Below are 17,388 nucleotides of genomic sequence, written 5' to 3'. Positions count from 1 at the left end.
GGGGCTGCGCCTCGACGTTCACTGCCGATAGGTCGCCAGGAATCGCCCGATGCGTTCGATGATCGCTTCGAGGTCGTCGGCGTGCGGCAGGGTGACGATGCGGAAATGGTCGGGCCGGTGCCAGTTGAACCCGGTGCCCTGCACGATGTGCAACTTCTCCTGGAGTAGCAGATCCAGCACGAATTGTTCGTCGTTGTGGATCGGGTACATGTCGAGGTCGATGCGCGGGAACGCGTAGATCGCGCCCTTCGGCTTGACGCAGGAGACACCGGGGATCGCGTTGAGCGCTTCCCAGGCTCGGTCGCGTTGCTCGCGCAGCCGTCCGCCTGGCAGGACGAGATCGTTGATGCTCTGATGTCCGCCGAGCGCGGCCTGAATCGCTTGCTGCGCGGGCACATTCGCGCACAGACGCAGCCCGGCGAGCATCGTCAAGCCCTCCAGGTAGTTCTCCGCGTGGTGGGTGGGACCCGACACCACCAGCCAGCCGGACCGGAATCCCGCGGCCCGATACGCCTTGGACAGACCCGAGAACGTCAGGCACAGCAGGTCGGGGGCCAACGCGGCGGTCGCGGTGTGGGTCAGCTCGTCGTAGTGGATCTTGTCGTAGATCTCGTCGGAGAAGACCACCAGATTGTGACGGCGGGCGATCTCGAGGATCTCGCGCTGCACCTCCGGCGGATAGACCGCGCCGGTCGGGTTGTTCGGGTTGATGATCACGATCGCGCGGGTGCGGTCGGTGACCTTGGCGGCGATGTCGTCCACGTCGGGAAACCAGTCGGCGGACTCGTCGCAAACGTAGTGCACCGGACGACCGCCGTTGAGCGTGGTCGCCGCCGTCCACAGCGGGAAGTCCGGCGAGGGGACGAGCACTTCGTCGCCGTTCTCCAGCAGCGCCGTCAACGCCATCATGATCAGTTCGGAGACGCCGTTGCCGAGGAACACCTCCTCGACATCGACATCGTCGACACCGAGGGTCTGGTAGTACTGCACCACCGCGCGCCGCGCCGAGAGCAAGCCCTTGGAGGCGGAGTAGCCGCTCGAGGCGGGCAGCGTGCGGACGATGTCCTGCAGGAGTTCCGCGGGCGCCTCGAAACCGAACGGCAGCGGGTTGCCGGTGTTGAGCTTCACGACGTGGTGGCCCTCGGCTTCCAGTCGCGCGGCATGCTCGGCCACGGGGCCGCGGATCTCGTACGACACGCCAGAGAGCTTGCTCGACTGCTTGACCTGCATGAACATCCCTTTCAGTGCGGTTGCCGCACACTCTACTTGGTTTTTCCAAGTATGCACTTGGATTTTCCAAGCGATTGGTTACAGTGGGATGGTGCCACGCCGAAGCTATGACCACTTCTGTGCCGTGAGCCGCGCACTCGATGTCGTGGGCGACCGGTGGAGTCTGCTGGTGGTCCGCGAACTGTCCTCGGGCCCGCGCCGCTACAGCGACCTGTTCGCGGACCTGCCCGGTATCAGCACCGACGTGCTGGCCGCCCGGCTCAAGGATCTCGAGCGCGACGGCATTCTCACCCGCCGTCGCGTCGGTCCGCGCGCGGCCACCGCGGTCTACGAACTCACCGAGTCCGGCCACGGTCTGCGACCCGTCCTGGACGCGCTCTCGGCTTGGGGCGCACCGTTGCTCGGCGAACGCGGCGCTACCGACGCCGTGCGCGCGCACTGGTTCGCGCTGCCGCTGGGTCGCGCGGTCGCCGAGATGATCGCCGAAGGGGTCGTCACCGTTCACATCGGCGAGACCACCCTCCACTACGTGGTGACCGGCACGGGCATCAGCCACCACGACGGTCCCGCCGAAGCGCCGGACCTCGAACTCCACCTCGACTTGGCCGCCGCGACCGAGGTGGCCATGGGCACGCGCTCCCTGGCTGCGCCGGTGAACCGTTAACCGCCCGTCGGAGTTCCAGCGAGACGTCGCTCACCGCCATTGCGTTCCTGCCAGAGTCGATAGACGCCGACCGCTTCGTCGTGCGGTGCGTAGCGCATGGGCGGCGCCGCTGCTCGCAGGGTGGCGGACTCGTCGTAGAAAGTGTTGAGCAACAGCCGCATCGTGCGGCTCACGCCCCTCGGCAAACCGCTGCGCGATGAGTTACGGCCCGCCTATGACCAGACGGCCAGCGTCATCGCGGCAAGCCAGGGCAATCGCGTCGAACAAGTCATCACGGTGGGGTTTTCGCGCCGTGGTGCGGAAATCTGATCGTGCGGGCGGCGATCGCGGCGAACGCCCGGGCGGCGGCCGAACGGTAGGTGGTCCCTCGACGCAGCAACTCCACAGTCCAACTGGGCAACGCGGGCGTCAACGCGACGGGAAACAGGTCTACGCGATCGCCGTCGCGGGAACACTCCGTTGTTCGGTTCAGCTGGCCGTCCAGGTCCGTAGTTTCTCCGGATTCCGGATCGCCCAGATGCGCGTGATCCGGCCCTCGGCGATGTCGAAGGCATAAACCGAGACAATGGCGTCCTCGAACTGTGCGACCAGGCCGGGCTGGCCGTTGACCGTGCGCTCGAGCAGGCTCATCGCGGGGCCGCGAGCGGCGATCTCCATCCAAGCCTGAGCGATCTGCTCACCGCCGATGATCGGATCGCGGAAGGCCGGTACCAGCCCACCGCTGTCGGCCGTCGCGATCGCTCGCGGATCGAGCAGGCCGACCAGCGCCTCGATATCCTTTGTCTCCCAGGCCCGTTTGAAATCCCGGACCACCCCGGCGTGCTCGGTGCTCGACGGACCCTGCGAGGTGCGGATACGTCGGCGGGCACTGGAGGCGAGCTGACGACACGCCGCCGGGGTGCGCCCGACAACCTCGGCGACCTCGGCGAAGGAATACCGGAAGACGTCGTGCAAGACGAACGCCACCCGCTCGGCCGGTGTCATGGAATCGAGCACGACGAGAAAAGCCATGCTGATCGACTCATCCAAAGTCACCCGGTCAGCGGGATCGACCGAGTCGGAACCATCCAGCCATTCCGACCGCCCGGGTACCGGCTCCGGAATCCATTCACCCACATACCGTTCCCGCCTGGCACGCGCCGAGCCGAGCAGATCCAGACAGATCCGGCTGGCCACCGTCGTCAACCACGCACCGGGTGCGGCCACTTCCCGCCGTTGCCGCTCCGACAACGCGTACCAGCGCAGGTAAGTCTCCTGCACCACATCCTCGGCCTCCGCCACCGACCCCAACAGCCGGTAAGCGAGATTGACCAACTGACGACGCTCACTCATCACCACGGGCAACTGCGGGTCGGACATCCTCGAACTCCTTCGATCTATCTCCTCACCAGAACCGACGACACAGCAACCCGAAATGTCAGCCACGCCAGAGGCCACGATCAGGCGACCTGACATTCCGGACCGCTGCACCGTCGAAACATCGACACACCCTCAGCAAAGCAGGAGTTCGCAAAATGATCAGAATCGGCATCATCCTCGGCAGTACCCGGCCCAACCGCAACGGCCCGCAGGTAGCCCAGTGGGTCATGGACGCGGCATCGCGGCGCGGCGACGCCGAGTTCGAACTGATCGACCTGCGCGATCACCCGCTGCCACATCTGGACGAGCCCGTGGCGCCGATGTTCGGCCCATCGATCCATGAACACACCCGCGCCTGGGCCGAACGGATCGCCCCGTTCGACGGCTTCGTGGTCGTGACCCCGGAATACAACGGCGGTGCCCCCGGGGTGCTGAAGAACGCCATCGACCACCTGTGCGCGGAATGGACCGACAAGGCCGTCGGATTCGTCTCCTACGGCGTGCACGGCGGCGCCCGCGCGGTGGCGCAACTGCGGGTGGTGTGTGGCACGCTGGGCATGGCCGATGTGAGCTATCAGGTCGCGATCTCGCTGCTCACCGACTTCGAGAACCACACCACCTTCACACCGCGCGTCCACCACGTCACCGCACTGAACAAGACGCTGGATCAGCTCATTGCCTGGAGCGCCGCGCTCGCACCGCTGCGCGCCGACACCGAATCCGCTCTCGTCGAGTCCTGAGGAGCCGAGCATGACCATGTTCAACGACTTCCAGACGGATGACGCCGAGCTCCGCAGGCAAATCGACAAGGCGGTCGAAGGACTGCGAGCCAAAGATCTCGAGACCCTGAAGCAGCTCTACACGACCGACGTCGTGTCCTTCGATGTCGAGCCGCCACTCCAGCATGTCGGTAGAGCGGCGAAACTCGAGAACTGGGCGAGGGTGTTCTCGCTCTTCGAGACCGTGACCTATGAGGTCCGCGACCTGACGTTCACCGTGGGCGATGATGTGGCATTCGGACACGCCTTCGCGCGTCTCAGCGGCACGCTGAAGAACGGGGCGGCGACGAGTGGTATGTGGGTCCGGGTCACCTATGGCATGCGGAAGATCGACGGCAGGTGGTTGATCGCGCACGACCAGGTCTCGGTGCCGCTCGACATCCCGAGCGGCAAAGGCGTGGTCGATCTGGAGCCGTGACGGAGTCCAACTGGATCGAAGCTGTTGCGGCCAGGTTCCGCTGCCGTCGATGCGGCGCTTGACAGTGTGTACAGCACGGACGGTTTCCCTATCGAAGGCGAGGAAAATGTCGCAGTCCACTGTTTTGAAACGGTCCTTCGCAACAGCGGTCGGCTCGGTGCTTCTGGGGGTTGTCGCCGCAGCGGGCACGCCGGTGTCGGCCGCGCCCGCGAGCGGCATCGTCGACCGTGAGGTCGTCTTCTCGGTCCGCAATACCAATACCTCGGGTGTGCCGTGCGGCACCGACGGCGCCACCTACGAAGTGCGCGGTCATTTGACCGGCCCCCTCGACAAGCTCGCCGGTGCCTCAGCAGAGAGCGTGTCGTTGTACTTGCACGGGCTCGAACTGGGTGAATGGTTCTGGCGGTTCGACGATGCTCCCGGCTACGACCACACGCGGGAGATGGCGGCGCACGGGCACGTCTCGGTCACCATCGATCGGATCGGTTACGGCTCGAGCGGGCAACCATCCGGTCTGCTCAGCTGTGTCGGCGGGCAAGCCGATGTCGCGCACCAGATCGTGCAGCAACTGCGGTCCGGTCGCTACACGGCCGCCGAGGGAGCGGTCGCGTTCGAGCGGATCGCGCTGCTGGGGCACTCGCTGGGCGGCGCGATAGCGCAGGTGGCGACCTACTCGTACGGTGACGTCGACGCTCTGGGCGTGCTGTCCTATTCCGATCTGGCGCTGAGCGGGGAGACGCTGGTGGGGACCCTGACATGGGGAGCGACCTGCCTGTCCGGCGGTCAGCGCTCGACCGCGGGCGCGCCCGGCTACGCCTACCTGACGCCGAGTCTCGCGTCTTTCCAGGACAATTTCCTGGCGCAATCTCCCCCGGAGGTTCGAGCGCCCGCCTCGGCGCAACGCGAACTGAATCCCTGCGGCGACATGGTCACGTTGACCGAAGCCACGGCGATCGACCTGGCGAGGCTGGGTCAGGTCACGGTGCCGGTGTTGATCGTGGCGGGCGGCCGGGACCGGGTCTTCGACGTCGACCGGGCCCGCCTGCAGGGCAATCTGTTCACCGGCAGCCGCGATGTGACGACCCATGTCATCGACCAAGCCACCCATGGCCTGACCTTGGAGCCGACCGCTGTCGAATTCCGGCGTCTGCTCGGTGACTGGCTGACCGCGCGAGGATTATGAATCCGCCTGCGCCGGAGCGGCACACCAGCGTGTTCGGTCAGGTCAATCCGCCGTCGGCGCGGATGTTCTGGCCGGTGACCCATCGGCTGTCAGGGTGGACGAGCAGCGCCACGAGGTCGGCGATATCGGAAGGTCGGCCGATGCGACCGAGGGCGGTCATCGCAGCGGCCCCCTCCACCGCACCTGGTTGTGCACTGGCACGCAGCAGATCGGTATCAGTCGGGCCGAGTGAGATGGTGTTGGCTGTGATGCCCCTGTGCCCGAGCTCGCGGGAAGCGACGCGGGTGAGCTGCTCGACGGCAGCTTTGCTGGCCGCGTAGATCGCTTCCCCGGGGCTGGGCCAATGGGTGCCGACAGTGGAGACGGTGACTACTCGTGCGTCGTCGCGCAGTCGCTGCGCTGCCTGAGCAAGGGTCAGGAACGTGCCTCGGGCGTTGACGGCCATCACCCGATCCCACTCGTCGACAGTCGACTCAGCCAGTGGCGCGCTGCTGAAGACACCGGCGTTGGCTACGAGAATGTCGAGCCCGACGCCCGCGGTCCGAAACACCTCGTCCGCTGCGGCGAATGCGGCGGTGACTTGGTCGGGGTCGGCGAGATCGACCTGCACGGCCGATGCTCGCCCGTTCGACTCGGCGATCTCGGCGATCAGCGTATCGGCGGCATCGGAGCGCGTGGCGTAGGTGAACACCACGGTGGCGCCGTCTGCGGCCAACCGGCTGGTGATCGCGCGCCCGATACCGCGCGATCCTCCGGTGACCAGGGCGCCCCGCCCGGCAAGCAGGTGGCAAGAGCTGGCAGATGGACTTGTCGAAGTGGTCATGTCGGCAACAGTGGCATCGATCGCGGCACGAATCGCTCCGCAATCGGTGAGAAGCTGATGACCATGGCCGACACCACTGTCCGGCTGCTGCGGCTGCTCGGGCTCCTGCAAACCCAACGGCTGTGGACCGGAGCCGAAATCGCGTCGCGGCTGGGCGTGAACACCCGCACGATCCGTGCCGACATCGCACGCCTGCGGCGGCTCGACTACCAGGTCGACGCCGTTCCCGGTGTGGCAGGCGGATACCGACTCAGTGCCAGCGCGACACTGCCGCCGCTGCAACTCGATGACGACGAGGCCATCGCGGTAGCCGTAGCCCTGCGCACCGCCGTCGGCGCCGGTGTGGTCGGCATCGGCGAAGACGCGGCCCGCGCGGCGACCAAACTCCAGCAGCTACTCCCGCCCCGGCTGCGTCACCGGCTACACACGATCAGCGCGGTTGCCGAGGCGATACCGAACTCTCGGAATCCGGTGGAACTCAGCGTCTTTCGGGATGTCGCCACGGCCGTCGAGCGCAGCGAACTACTCCGCTTCGACTACACCGATCGGCACAAAACAGCCAGCGAGCGTCGTGTCGAACCGTACCGGCTGGTGCAGTCCGGCGGCCGGTGGTATCTCGTCGGCTACGACCTCGATCGCCAGGATTGGCGCAGCTACCGCCTCGACCGGATTTCACCGAAGACACCGACCGGGCCTCGATTCACCGCCAGAGACCTTCCCGCGCGCGATCTCGCGACTTTCGTGACCCGTGGACGGATGGCCGCACTGTGGAACTACACCGCCCGAGTGATCGTCGACGCGCCTGCCGAAACCGTCGCAGCGCGCATACCTACCGGCATCTGGACGGTCGAACCGATCGATCCGCACACCAGCGCGCTCGAGGCCGGGGCCCAAAGCCCGCAACTGCTCGCGGCATATCTCGCCGCGATGGACCTCGATTTTCGTCTAGAGGCAGGCCACGCGCCCGAGCTCGCGGCCGCCATCACCGCGCTCGCGGCACGCTACACGGCAGCTACGCATCACTCCTGAGCGCCGGACTTCCGATCGTTGCTCCCGGGCGCGCGAAGCAGGTCCAGGGTGTCGAACTCATGGGTGGACCACATGCGGCGGGAGCGTTCCTCGGGGTACGGCCGCGTAGTGGGTGTGGCGTCGTAGACGCGAGTGGTTCGTGTCCGCGGATCGTAGGGCGCCCAGCCGGGTCCGCCTGTGGCCGCGAAGTTCACCCAATCGGTGCGCATGTCCGCGGAGACCTGGGTGATCTCGTTCGCGGCGTTCGGGTGGGCGGACCGGTGGGCGCGCACCTCGTCGGCGCCGAGCGTGCCGAAGACGAGCAGGAAATCGAGGCAGTGCGAGGCGCCCTGTTCCCGGTTGAAGCTCCAGCAGAGTTCATAGAGCCACACGGATCCGCCGCCGGTATGGGCGGCGTCGGCGAGATGCAGGCTGGGCATGCGAAACAGCCAGTCGGTGTTGAGGAGTTCGTACCGTTGGCCGGGGTGGCGTCCGGGTAGGCGGTGCGGCAGTCGGTCGGCGCGAGGTGGTCGAATGCCGCGGCTATTCGCGCATCGCTCGGCGCACCGCCGGGACGGGAAGTGTAGAGCCGGTATTCGTCCCGGGTGTGTCCCACCAGCAGGTCGATGTCGCGCGCGGCGCCGCGCGCGAGTGCGCGCCACGGCGCCTCCGGGAGCACAGCGCCGTCGACGACGGGAGAGAACGGCGTCGGTGTCAGCGCCATCGGACCCCAAGATTCGACGAACTCCGGCATCTTCTGGATCACCGCCGCCGTCGCCTCGGTCAACGCGCGCGGCGGGATTCGGGCCAGCTCGTCGACGGTGGCTTTGGCGCCGAGTTCCGCGGCGATCGTCGTGGCGATCGCGGCGGCGAGCCGTTCGGAGAAGTAGGTGCCCGGCATGCTCTGACTGATCGCACGACGGAACAGTCCGGCCGCCGACGGCATGACGAGCAATGCGGCGATACACGCTCCACCGGCGGACTGGCCGAAGACGGTGACGTTGTCCGGATCTCCGCCGAACGCGGCGATATTGTCCCGGACCCATCGCAGCGCGGCGATCTGGTCGAGAATGCCTCGGTTGTCGGGAACTCCGGCGATGTGGGCGAATCCTTCCACGCCGACGCGGTAGTTCATGCTCACCATCACCACACCGGACGCGGCGAGCTTCGCACCGTCGTAGTGCGGGTTGGCGCAGTTGTTCTCCAGGTAGGTGCCTCCCTGGATCCACACCATCACCGGTAGGCGCGCGGTGCCGAGGTCGGGCGACCAGACGTTGAGGGATAGGCAGTCGTCGGAACCGTCGTCGGTGCGGCCGGACACCGACGACATCACCGAAGCTCTGTTCGTCGCTTGGGGAACCGGCGGACCGAACACCACCGCGTCACGAATGCCGTCCCACCGCTGGGCTGCGACGGGAGCCGCGAACCGTCGCGGGCCGAATGGCGGTGCGGCGTAGGGGATACCGCGGAAGACCGCGACGTTGCCCTCCCGCCTGCCCCGCACGAATCCAGCTGCCGTGCGGACTCGAGGTTCGACTGTCACTCGGATTTCCCCCTTTTCCTCGAACTGTCGCACACCGCTTTCCGGTCGATCAACCGAATTCCACCAGACGCACAGGCTCGACGGGGAGGTCAGCGGCCGGATTCCGGCTCGTCCGAGCGGGAGTGGTACGTCTGTGCCAGCGGTCCTAGTTTTCGTGGGGTTTCGTAGGCATTGCGTTGCGTTTGATGCGACCAAACGTAAACGAATCGAATCGGGCTGTATGCGGGGAAGTCTCAGATCCTGACCGCCGATAATGTTCACTTATCGGTGGTCAGATCGGCGCACTAGGCCGATGCTTCCCCTTGCGCCGACATGGATTTCGTTTCGTGTGAATGCGTTGGAGACGACGAAAACAACGCTACGATTCTCCGGTGTCCAGCACCTGTAGCTATCCGGGATGCACCCGGCCCATCACACGCGGCGGCGGCCCCGGGCGACCATCGGAATATTGCGAACATCCCGACCACACGCGATGGCGAGCGTGGCGGGAAAGGCAACGGCTGCAACAGGAGTCGCAGGCCCCCGCCGATTCCGTCACTGTGACGCCACAGGGTCCGGTGACTGCGGCACGGGCGCGGGCCGATGAGCTGCTCGCGCAGTTCCGTAGCCTGGCCGAACAGCTGAGCAACAACCTCAATGCGGCCGTCGTCGAGCTCTCCACCCTGGCCGATCCCTCGATCGCCGAAGCGCAGGTCCAGGCCGTTCAAGCCGACGCCGCCCGGCGCATCGCGGAGGCCGAGGTCGCGACGGCCGCCGCCGAGCATGCACGGCGCGAGGCCGAGGAGGCGCGGCGGATCGCGGAGTCCGCCGCCGACGACGCCGCTGCCGCGGCCGAACGTGCGGAAACGCTGGTCGCCGAGGCCGATACCGCGCGCGAGGACGCACTGCGCGAGGTCGAGCGGGTCAGCAAGCAGGCCGCCGACGACGTCTTCGCCGCACGCACCGAAGCCGAGGCCGAGATCCGCGCGGTGCGCCGCGAAGCCGCCGACGACGTCGAACGCGTACGTCAGCAGGCGAGCGAGGACGTGGACAAGGCGCGGCGCAAAGCCGCCGCCGAGATCGAACAGGTGCGCAGGGAATCCGCCCAGCAGATCACCGCGGCGGGCGCCGAACGCGACCTCGCCGTACAACGCGCCGCCGACGCCGACCGCGCCATCGACCGCGCCGAACAGGCCACCGCCGAACGCGGCCAAGCCCTCGCCGAGGCCCGCGAGGAACTCACCCGCCTGCGCGCCGAACTCGACAACACCCGAACCGAACTCGCCGACCTGCGCCGCACCGCCGCCACCGAAGCCGCCGCCTACCGCGCCGAAGCGGCCGCATCCCTCGAACAGGCCCGCGCCGAAGCCGCCCAACGGATCGCCGCCCTGGACGACGCCCGCACGCAAACCCTGGCCCGCGCCGAACGCGCCGAACGCCAACTCGACGAGCTGCTCGCCGCCACCCGCACCGGCGCCACCACAGAACCGGTCCAAGGCCACTGACCGAAAACTGGAGCGCGAGCGAGGATCCGGCCCGATGCCGCCGACGCGCTGATCGGCACCTCGGAGCACGGTGTGCTCGGCCTGCGCTGGATCTACGACGGACCGCGCGACCCGGTGGCGGTCGAGCGGATCGCCACGCTGTCGAGCGGAAACGCACAGCCGCAGGCGCAGAGTGAAAGCAACACCCCGGATGACTCGGTCATGGTCACGAACCCGGTATCCGGCGTCGCGGCAGGGCAATTCGCCACGGTGGACGGAGTCGACGACACCGAGATCAGCATGGTCGGGGGAGTGGTTCTCCGGGTTCATCGGCGGCTCGAACCGGGAGTGGCGCTGGGGCCGGGCATCACGACGGTCACCGCACCGTGCGGTCGGTCTGTGCTGCTCTCGGCGCAAGGCTGATCTCCGGAGCAGGTCCGCAAAAAGGGCAAACTTCAGGCTAACCATGGTCTGCGGTCATATCATGGAGCTATGCCCGGAATCGATAGTGAGGGGCGTGGGGAATCGCGGGTCCGCGGGGGACGGGAGGCGATTCTGGTCGTGGGTGTCTGCTCCGTCGCCCTCGGCGTGCTTGTCGCGGTCTGGCCGGAGAAGTCCGTGCCGACACTGGAGCTGTTGTTCGGCCTGTATCTGCTGGCCTCCGGAGCAGCGCAGCTATGGATCGCCCTCGGCGCACGCTTCGCGATGCCGCTACGGACGCTGGTATTCGTCAGCGGAGCGCTCACGGTGCTGATGGCCGTATCCTGTCTGCGCGGAGGCAATTCCGTGCTACTGCTGGCCATGTGGATCGGGCTGAGCTGGACCATCCGCGGCATCACCCAGGCCACCGTGGCGGTGTGGGACGACGAGCTGCTCTCCGACAGCGGGCGGCACGAACTGTTCGGGCTGTTCACGATGATCGTCGGCATCGTCGTGCTCGTCCTGCCGCTCGAGGAACTCGACACCCTCGGATTGCTGGTCGGCGGGTGCCTCGCGGTGCTCGGCGGGCTGGAGATCGCACTGTCCGGCGTCGGTCGACCCGGCACGGTCCGGGTGCCGACCACGACGCGAGTGCCCGTGCCACGCAGCTGAACTGGCGGGGCGCCCGCGCAACCGGTTCACTGTCTCTATGGCACCAACGGATCAGCGGCGTAGTTCGGCACGGCCTCCGGTACCGGGTTCGATGCGATCGCCGACGGAACTCATCGTCGTCACCCACGGCGCGGCGCGTCCCATCGGCCCGATCGCCTTGCGAGACAGCGCCGCTGGTCGATCCCATCTACAAGCGACACTGCCCGGCGGCGCCCGGCTGGCCCCGATCTTCGGTCCGGCCGATCGGCTGCCGGGGCGGTTGCGCGGCACCGACCAGGAACCGATCGGCGCGCAGTACCTGAACTACTTCACCGTGCTCGGCGTCGCCGAAGACCTCGAAGCGGTTGCCGAACAGTTGCGGGAGGACGACGCGGTGGCCGGCGCGTACGTCAAACCACCGGCGGAACCGCCCATCGCACCGCAGTCCACCGTGTCCGCCTCGGCGCCCGCCGCCCCCGCGGTGACTCCGGATTTCCAAGCCAGGCAGGGCTATCTGGACGCCGCGCCGACCGGGATCGACGCGCGCTGGGCGTGGAACAGGCCCGGCGGGCGCGGAACGGGCGTGCGGGTGATCGACATCGAAGGCGCGTGGCGCTTCACCCACGAGGACCTCACCCAGAATCAGGGTGGCGTCATCGGCGGCGAACCCTCCGCCGACGGAGGCTGGCGCAACCACGGCACCGCGGTCGCGGGCGAAATCAGCGGCGACGTCAACGGTTTCGGCGTCACCGGCATCGCGCCCGAGGCCACCATCCGCGCCGTCTCGGTGTTCGGTCCCGGCTCGGCCACGGCGATCCGCACCGCCGCCGACGCGTTGAACCCCGGCGACATCATCCTCATCGAACTGCACCGGCCCGGACCGCGCCGCAATTACCAGGGCCGCCCCGACCAACTGGGCTACATCGCCATCGAATGGTGGCCCGACGACCTCGCCGCCATCCGCTACGCCACCGCACGCGGCGTCATCGTGGTGGAAGCGGCGGGCAACGGCGGCGAGGACCTCGACGCGGCGCTCTACGACACCCGCCCGGACGGTTTCCCGGAGACGTGGCGCAACCCGTTCCGCGGCGGCGCCGCCGATTCCGGCGCGGTGCTGGTCGGCGCGGGCGCACCGCCGCCGGGCACGCACGGCCGCGACCACGGCCCGGCCCGGTCTCGACTGGCGTTCTCCAACTACGGCTCCCGCGTGGACGCGCAAGGCTGGGGACGCGAGGTGACCACCACCGGATACGGCGACCTGCAGGGCGGCAGCGACGAAGACTACTGGTACACCGACGAATTCAGCGGCACCTCGAGCGCGTCACCGATCGTCGTCGGCGCACTCGCCTGCTACCTGGGCATCACCGCCGATTCTGGGCGACGCGACCCGGCACGGTTGCGCGAACTGCTCCGCGCCACCGGCTCCCCACAAACCGACGCCCCCGGCCGCACCGCCGCCCAGCGCATCGGCAACCTCCCCGATATCCGCGCCATGGTGGGGGATCCCCAGCGACCCACAACCGCCGACCGACACAGCTGAACTCATGCCCCAACCCCGCACACGGCCCCGTCCCACATAGGTTCCGTACGCCTCGCATAGACACCGCCTATGCGAGGCGTACAGACGGTGTGTGGGAAGGGCCATCACGGCCCGGTACGTGCCGCGGTCGGTCGGTGAACCGTGGCACAACATTCGATGGCGTGCAGCCGATGTCGGGTTGAACTCTGTGTTTGCCGTGGCTGCGGCATGGCATGCCTTGTGGCGGTTCAGCATTGGGTGCGCAGGGAACTTGCGAGACGGGTAGATACGCGCTGACCTGCACCGCGACGGTGGGTCTTCTCGTCTCGGCCGCACCGCTGAGATGCGTTCACCCGCAGCCGAATTGCCCGATCCGCAGGTTTGCGAGGAGTATCGGCTTCGCCCGAATGCCGGTATGGTTTCGGCGCGCGCAGGTGTCCGAATGCTGTCGCGAGATCCGACCGAGCACATCGAGGAGAGCTGGTGGCTGTCGACACCGTCCGCGAAGAACAGGCGATCCGCCGGTTGACCGACAGCCTGGTCGAGAACTACACCGAAACCCATTCCGCCGAACGGATCCAGACCGCGATCGGCTCCGCGCGGCAGCGTTTCGACGGGCGGCCCGTGCGGGAGTTCGTTCCGATCCTCGTCGAACGGATCGTGCGCAGAGAGCTAGAACCCGAACCCGCGGACGCCCCGACCGAACGCGTCGCGACCGCTCCGGTGACAAGCGACCGTCCGGACCTCACCGCCTGGCTACGGCAGTTCCCCCTGAACAACAAGCTCGCGCTGCTCGGCGGCGCGCTGGCCGTCGTCGCACTGCTGGTCGTCGTGCTCGTGGTACGCCAGCCCGACCCCGCCCCCTCGGCGGCGTCGACGCCCGCGCTCACCACCGTGCACGGCGTCGTCGGTTCGGAGAAGATGGCGTTCTTCGAAGACCCCCGCGTCGTCGAGGCCCTCGCCCGGCACGGGCTCGAGGCCGAGGTCGAGCCCGCGGGTTCCCGCCAGATCGCCTCGATCGACCTGGCGAACCACAGCTTCGCGTTTCCCTCCAGCGCGCCCGCCGCCGAGCGGATCCAGCGCGCACGCAACGTCGCCACCAAGTACACGCCGTTCGCCTCGCCGATGGCGATCGCCACCTTCCGCCCGATCGCCGACCTGCTGACCGCGGCGGGCGTGCTGCGGCCCGGTCCGGTGCCGACCTTCGACATGGCCCGCTACCTCGAACTGGTCGGCCGCAACACCGAGTGGGCGCACCTGCCCGACAACACCACCTATCCGGTGCGCAAGAACATCCTGGTCTCCACCACCGACCCGCGGACCTCCAACTCCGCGGCGATGTACCTGGCCATCGCCGGGTTCGTGGCCAACGACCGCGCGGTCGTGCAGGGTGCGGAGGCCGAGCAGCGGGTGCTGCCGATCGTCTCGCGGCTGTTCACCGGCCAGGGTTACGCGGAGAACTCGAGCGCGGGCCCGTTCCAGGAGTACCTCACCGCGGGGATGGGGCCGACGCCGCTGGTGATGATCTACGAAGCCCAGTTCGTCGAGGCGGCCGTGCAGGGACAGCTGAAGCCGGACATGGTGCTGACCTACCCGTCGCCGACGGTCCTGTCCACCCACACGCTGGTGCCGCTGGACGAATCCGGCGATCGGCTCGGCCGCCTGTTGTCCACCGATCCCGAGCTGCAGCGGCTGGCCGCCGAACACGGCTTCCGCACCGGAGACGCGGCACAGTTCGCGCAGGTCACCACGGAGAACAAGGTGCCGGTACCCGCGAATCTGATCGATGTGGTCGACGCGCCGACGTTCGAGACCATGGAGCATCTGCTCGACGGGGTCACTCAGTCGTATAACTGAGATGTTGCGTTCGGGCGTATCGTGACGATGATCCAAGTGTAAACGGAAGTGTGACCGAGGGCCCGAGCGCGCAGCGCACACGGATAGGCCCCGGCGAGTAGCCGGAACGCAGGGAATCGAGTAGCCCGGCACTCGTGGCTGTGACCGGGTTTGGTGCCACTCTCCCTAGCTACAGGGGTTGGAGAGAGAGGAGCCCCATCGATGTTCGGCATACACACCCACGCGATCGAGCGGTCGAGCGCCACGGCCACCGGCACGCACGCCATGCTGGTGTTCGGCACGGGCGTGGACTGCTATCTGTCGCATCTGCCGACGTTCGAGGCGCGACACAACTTCCAGGTGCTGCTCGCGGTCGATCTCGACGAGCACGGACGCCGCGCGCTCGGCGCCGACCGCAGGATCGGTTACGAGGGATTCCACACCTTCGAACCCGAGTTCTTCCCGCTCACGGAGCTGGATCCGCACGGCGACCGGCCGCGCACCGAGCTGCGCGGCACGCTGTACCGGGGGCACCTGGAACGCGGCGGGCCGATCGTCGCGCGCGATGTCGTGGCCACGGTCCGCGACGTCGTGTACTTCGCCGAACTCCAGCCGTACGGCGGTGACGAACTGCTGACGCACCTGTGCTTCGGCCGTCCCGGCCGGCTGTATCTCGCGCACCGCATCGCGCGGCGGCCCAGCTTCGATCAGATCGTCGCCGTGCGCCTCATCCCCGGCACGGTCACCGACATGCTCGGCAGGCCGTTGTCCGACGACGTGCACGAACGCGGTTTCGACACCGCGCAGCCGATCATCTTGGGGCAGCGCGAGTTCCACGGTCAGCGCCTGCGCACCGGGGAGATCGCGGTGGCGGCGTTCCGCGCCACCCCGTCGGTCGGCGGCGCGCAGGGCTTCCTCGCCGAGCTCGCGGTCGAACGCCAGATCTACCTGGAGGTAGCGGATCTGGGCTGACGCCCGCTCTGATCCCGCGTGGTCAATACGCCGGAGGTCGCGAACCGCCCTGACTTCGTGGTTCGCGTGTCGCTCCGACGGAGGACGCGTGCGGGCCGGTCGGCCGTTAACGTCGAATCATGTCCGGTGCCACCGAATCCGTGCTGCCCGCCGCGACCACCGGACGGCGGATCGCGGAACTCGACATCCTGCGCGGCTTCGCGCTGTTCGGAATTCTGATCACCAATGTCACCGTCGCTACGATGCTGTGGTCGTTCGACGGAACCCGAGACCATCCGCGCGAGCGGTATCAGGGCACCGTCGACCAACTCGTCACCGGTGTCGTGGACGCGCTGTTCTCCGGACGGTTCTACCTGCTGTTCGCGTTCCTGTTCGGCTACTCGTTCACCCTCCAGATCGCGGCGGCCCAGCGGGCGGGGGTCTCGGCCAATGCGCGATTGCTGCGGCGTTGCGCGGCGCTGATGGCGATCGGGCTCGCGCACGTCTTCCTGCTCTGGATCGGCGACATCCTGACTCTGTACGCGATGTTGTGCCTGATCCTGATCCTGTTGCGGAAGCTGCGGCCGCGCACCGCGCTGATCATCGGCGGCGTGCTGTACGCGCTGTGGTGCCTGTGGGCGTTCGCGCCGGGTTCCGGCGGCGACCCGTACCAGGCGCTGGCACAATTCATCGACCTCCCCGCGCTGCGCGAGGGCTACACCGGCGGTTTCGCCGACACCCTCGACACCCAACTGTCCTACGCGCCGCTCTTTCTGCTGCTCACCTGGCTGGCGCAAGGAATGACCAGCCTCGGGCTGTTCCTGATCGGCATGGCGGCGGGCAAACGGGGTGTGTTCGAGGACGGCCAGACATTGGATCGGTGGGCGCCGCGCGTGCTGGCGATCGGGCTGGGCATCGGTGTGCCGATCTCGGCGGTGACCTTCGCGATCTCGGTCGGCTGGGATGGTCCGTGGTGGTGGTTCGGGGTGCAGGAGTTGGTGAATCCGGCGATGACCTTCGCCTACATCGCGGGCATCGTGCTGCTCGCCCGAGCGCCGCGCACCAGGCGGGCTATCGCCCGGCTCGCGCCCGCGGGACGGATGGCGGCCTCGAACTACATCGGGCAGTCGATCGTGTTGATGGTGCTCTACACCGGCTACGGATTCGCGCTCGCCGACAAGGTGCCGCCCGCCGGGGTGATCGGGCTGGCGCTGCTCACCTACGCGGCGCAGCTCGCGCTGAGCGCGTGGTGGTTGCGCGACCACCGGTACGGTCCGGTGGAATGGCTGTTGCGGGCGGTCACCTACCTGCGCGCACCGGCGTGGCGTAATCCGGATCACGTCCCCGCGAAAGAGGGTTGACGACAGCGGGATTGGGCCGCTAACTTAGCAAACCTCATGGGTTTGATTTTCCTGTTCTCCTGATCGCGCCGTACGCGTCGAGCCTCGCTCCGCGTCGGTAATCCCCGCACCCTCCCCACCGCTGTCGCGGTCGTGTCGTCGTGTGCGGGTTCCCCATCGATCCGGCCCGATCGGCCGAGA

Annotated in this window: 18 protein-coding genes; 13 read left to right on the top strand and 5 right to left on the bottom strand. The window is 67.7% G+C overall.

Going from position 1 to position 17,388, the window contains the following annotated elements:
* Positions 1-18: 18 nt before the first annotated feature.
* Positions 19-1,230 (bottom strand): pyridoxal phosphate-dependent aminotransferase, encoded by a 1,212-nt coding sequence (locus tag T333_RS27095; RefSeq protein WP_496426267.1) that lies wholly within the window; start codon positions 1,228-1,230, stop codon positions 19-21.
* Between the two features lie 88 nt (positions 1,231-1,318).
* Here T333_RS27095 and T333_RS27090 point away from each other — a divergent pair, with 88 nt between their 5' ends.
* Positions 1,319-1,894: a winged helix-turn-helix transcriptional regulator gene (locus T333_RS27090; protein WP_496426266.1), complete on the top strand. Its 576-nt coding sequence runs from the start codon at positions 1,319-1,321 to the stop codon at positions 1,892-1,894.
* Here the strand turns inward: T333_RS27090 and T333_RS27085 are convergent.
* Entirely contained in the window at positions 1,891-2,046 is a 156-nt protein-coding gene (locus tag T333_RS27085) for a hypothetical protein (protein WP_496426265.1), read from the bottom strand. The two genes, T333_RS27090 and T333_RS27085, sit on opposite strands and share 4 nt — an antisense overlap.
* Here T333_RS27085 and T333_RS27080 point away from each other — a divergent pair.
* Positions 2,039-2,203 carry a hypothetical protein gene (locus T333_RS27080; RefSeq protein ID WP_496426264.1) on the top strand — a complete coding sequence of 55 codons (165 nt, stop codon included), beginning with the start codon at positions 2,039-2,041 and terminating at the stop codon, positions 2,201-2,203. The two genes, T333_RS27085 and T333_RS27080, sit on opposite strands and share 8 nt — an antisense overlap.
* 159 nt (positions 2,204-2,362) lie before the next feature.
* On the opposite strand, the gene sigJ is transcribed toward T333_RS27080, so the two are convergent.
* Complete coding sequence (sigJ, locus tag T333_RS27075; protein ID WP_496426263.1) at positions 2,363-3,253, bottom strand: RNA polymerase sigma factor SigJ; 891 nt, start codon at positions 3,251-3,253, stop codon at positions 2,363-2,365.
* Between the two features lie 155 nt (positions 3,254-3,408).
* Between sigJ and T333_RS27070 the strand changes: the two genes are divergently transcribed.
* From T333_RS27070 to T333_RS27060, 3 genes are all read left to right on the top strand, one after another.
* The gene (locus T333_RS27070) at positions 3,409-3,993 is read left to right on the top strand and encodes an NADPH-dependent FMN reductase (protein WP_496426262.1); all 585 of its coding nucleotides are present in this window, start codon (positions 3,409-3,411) and stop codon (positions 3,991-3,993) included.
* Positions 3,994-4,003: 10 nt separating this feature from the next.
* A complete protein-coding gene (locus T333_RS27065) occupies positions 4,004-4,450 on the top strand; it encodes a YybH family protein (RefSeq protein ID WP_357247011.1) in 447 nt (148 codons plus the stop codon).
* Between the two features lie 157 nt (positions 4,451-4,607).
* Complete coding sequence (locus tag T333_RS27060; RefSeq protein ID WP_496426261.1) at positions 4,608-5,633, top strand: alpha/beta hydrolase; 1,026 nt, start codon at positions 4,608-4,610, stop codon at positions 5,631-5,633.
* A 37-nt stretch (positions 5,634-5,670) separates the two neighbouring features.
* Here T333_RS27060 and T333_RS27055 read toward each other — a convergent pair whose 3' ends face one another.
* Positions 5,671-6,567 (bottom strand): SDR family oxidoreductase, encoded by an 897-nt coding sequence (locus tag T333_RS27055; RefSeq protein WP_496426260.1) that lies wholly within the window; start codon positions 6,565-6,567, stop codon positions 5,671-5,673.
* On the opposite strand from T333_RS27055, the gene T333_RS27050 reads away from it, so the two are divergent.
* Positions 6,520-7,485, top strand: a complete 966-nt coding sequence (locus T333_RS27050; RefSeq protein ID WP_496426259.1) for a helix-turn-helix transcriptional regulator — start codon at positions 6,520-6,522, stop codon at positions 7,483-7,485. The genes T333_RS27055 and T333_RS27050 overlap by 48 nt on opposite strands.
* Positions 7,486-7,675: 190 nt before the next feature.
* Here T333_RS27050 and T333_RS27045 read toward each other — a convergent pair whose 3' ends face one another.
* A complete protein-coding gene (locus T333_RS27045; RefSeq protein WP_496426258.1) occupies positions 7,676-9,007 on the bottom strand; it encodes a carboxylesterase/lipase family protein in 1,332 nt (443 codons plus the stop codon).
* A 557-nt stretch (positions 9,008-9,564) separates the two neighbouring features.
* Between T333_RS27045 and T333_RS27040 the strand changes: the two genes are divergently transcribed.
* The 7 genes from T333_RS27040 to T333_RS27010 all read left to right on the top strand — a co-directional run bounded on the left by T333_RS27040 (position 9,565) and on the right by T333_RS27010 (position 17,208).
* The gene (locus tag T333_RS27040; RefSeq protein ID WP_496426257.1) at positions 9,565-10,491 is read left to right on the top strand and encodes a coiled-coil domain-containing protein; all 927 of its coding nucleotides are present in this window, start codon (positions 9,565-9,567) and stop codon (positions 10,489-10,491) included.
* A gap of 24 nt (positions 10,492-10,515) precedes the next feature.
* The gene (locus tag T333_RS27035; RefSeq protein WP_496426401.1) at positions 10,516-10,893 is read left to right on the top strand and encodes a maltokinase N-terminal cap-like domain-containing protein; all 378 of its coding nucleotides are present in this window, start codon (positions 10,516-10,518) and stop codon (positions 10,891-10,893) included.
* Positions 10,894-10,962: 69 nt separating this feature from the next.
* Positions 10,963-11,562 carry an HdeD family acid-resistance protein gene (locus tag T333_RS27030; protein ID WP_496426256.1) on the top strand — a complete coding sequence of 200 codons (600 nt, stop codon included), beginning with the start codon at positions 10,963-10,965 and terminating at the stop codon, positions 11,560-11,562.
* Between the two features lie 91 nt (positions 11,563-11,653).
* Positions 11,654-13,081 (top strand): S8 family peptidase, encoded by a 1,428-nt coding sequence (locus T333_RS27025; protein ID WP_496426255.1) that lies wholly within the window; start codon positions 11,654-11,656, stop codon positions 13,079-13,081.
* A 462-nt stretch (positions 13,082-13,543) separates the two neighbouring features.
* Entirely contained in the window at positions 13,544-14,917 is a 1,374-nt protein-coding gene (locus T333_RS27020) for a three-helix bundle dimerization domain-containing protein (protein WP_496426254.1), read from the top strand.
* A gap of 201 nt (positions 14,918-15,118) precedes the next feature.
* Entirely contained in the window at positions 15,119-15,868 is a 750-nt protein-coding gene (locus tag T333_RS27015; RefSeq protein ID WP_355001678.1) for a hypothetical protein, read from the top strand.
* A gap of 119 nt (positions 15,869-15,987) precedes the next feature.
* Entirely contained in the window at positions 15,988-17,208 is a 1,221-nt protein-coding gene (locus T333_RS27010) for a DUF418 domain-containing protein (RefSeq protein ID WP_496426253.1), read from the top strand.
* The last annotated feature ends 180 nt before the right edge of the window (positions 17,209-17,388 follow it).

Source organism: Nocardia sp. CNS-044, from assembly GCF_059570515.1.
This window is presented reverse-complemented; position numbering and strand designations above follow the sequence as displayed.